The organism is Anoxybacillus sp. LAT27 (assembly GCF_022030075.1).
Lineage (GTDB): Bacteria > Bacillota > Bacilli > Bacillales > Anoxybacillaceae > Anoxybacillus > Anoxybacillus kestanbolensis.
In genome coordinates, this window is the sequence record NZ_JAIWYK010000086.1 from 1 (window position 1) to 1,416 (window position 1,416).

Below are 1,416 nucleotides of genomic sequence, written 5' to 3' on the forward strand. Positions count from 1 at the left end.
CCCATTCTCCATAGGCAGTTTGCTAATTTCTTTAAATTCATCGCAGCACAAACAAGCATCGCCTGCATCTGGTTTCTTTCCAATCCACGGTAATTTGTCCAGCGCAGACCATGCTTCTCTTTCAAATCTGCAAAATTTCGTTCGATTGTCTCTTTTCTTCGTTCATACAACTCCCGATGCTCCGGCACATATCGTAAGTGCTCGGCTTCTTCGTAGTAATCTTGCCAAACATGGCGTGTAACCACTTTTGTATGGCTCTTGCTTCCCGTGCATTTTTCTAGATAAGGACACGTCTTGCACACAGATGGATTTGATTTATATTCTCGATAGCCTTCTCGATTCGTTGTGGAATACGACAACACTTGGTTATTTGGACAAAGGTAACAGTCAAAGTGTTCGTCATATGCAAATTCAGATTTCCGAAAGAACCCCTCTTTCGTCTTTGGACGCGTATATGGCCAAATCGGATGGATCTCTTGTTCTAATAGGTATTTCGCAATGGCTGGTGTCTTGTATCCTGCATCGATGCACACGTCTTTTGGGCGCTGCTTCACTTCCTGTTTGACCCGTTCAAACAGTTCGAAAAAGGCTTGACTATCATGCACGTTTGCCGCCGTGACATAGGATTGGAGGATCCAGCCATGGCGATCGCAAGCTGTATGATAGGAGTAAGCAAATACTCGTTCGCGTTCATTTTTCACAAACATCCCACTCTCGGGATCTGTCTTACTGATCTTCACTTCTCGTTTTTTTTTTTTTCTGTTTCTGGCGGTAGTGGAGATTTTCCGTGTGCGATCCGATCTCGTTCAATCTCTTTTTCCAATTCCTCTTGATATGCTTTCGCTTCGACTTCTGCCACTTCGGTGTTGAATTTTCTTTTGTTTGCACTCGCCTTCACATGGGTAGAATCAACAAATACGACACTTGGATCCACCAGCCCGTGTTGAAAGGCTTCTTCTAAGATTCTTGAAAAAATCTTTTGAAAGACGTCCGTACCTGCAAAACGTCGTGCGTAGTTTTTGCTTGGAGTCGAATGATGTGGGACAGGATCATGAAGACTCAACCCTAAAAACCATCGATAGGCCACGTTTGTTCGAATTTGTTCCACCGTTTCACGCATCGAACGAATGCCAAAGATATAACGAATCAAGTACATTTTGAACAACACAACCGGATCAATACTTGGTCGTCCATGATCGGGTGAGTATAGATCTTTGACGATGTCATAAATAAAAGAGAAGTCAATCGCTTTTTCTAGCTTACGCACAAGGTGATCCTCAGGAACAAGGTCATCAATCTTTACCGTTGTTTCCACATGTCTACGATCTTCTTGATGACGTTGAAGCATCCGATTTCCCCCTCCTATACCCTTATACCTATATATTAAAACAGCTTGTCGACTTTGTCGACAAGCTG

At 43.2% G+C, this 1,416-nt stretch carries 1 pseudogene; it reads right to left on the reverse strand.

The features are described from left to right. Positions 1 to 1,348: pseudogene (locus LD028_RS08615) on the reverse strand (IS1182 family transposase); the annotation flags it as partial. Between the last annotated feature and the right edge of the window lie 68 nt (positions 1,349 to 1,416).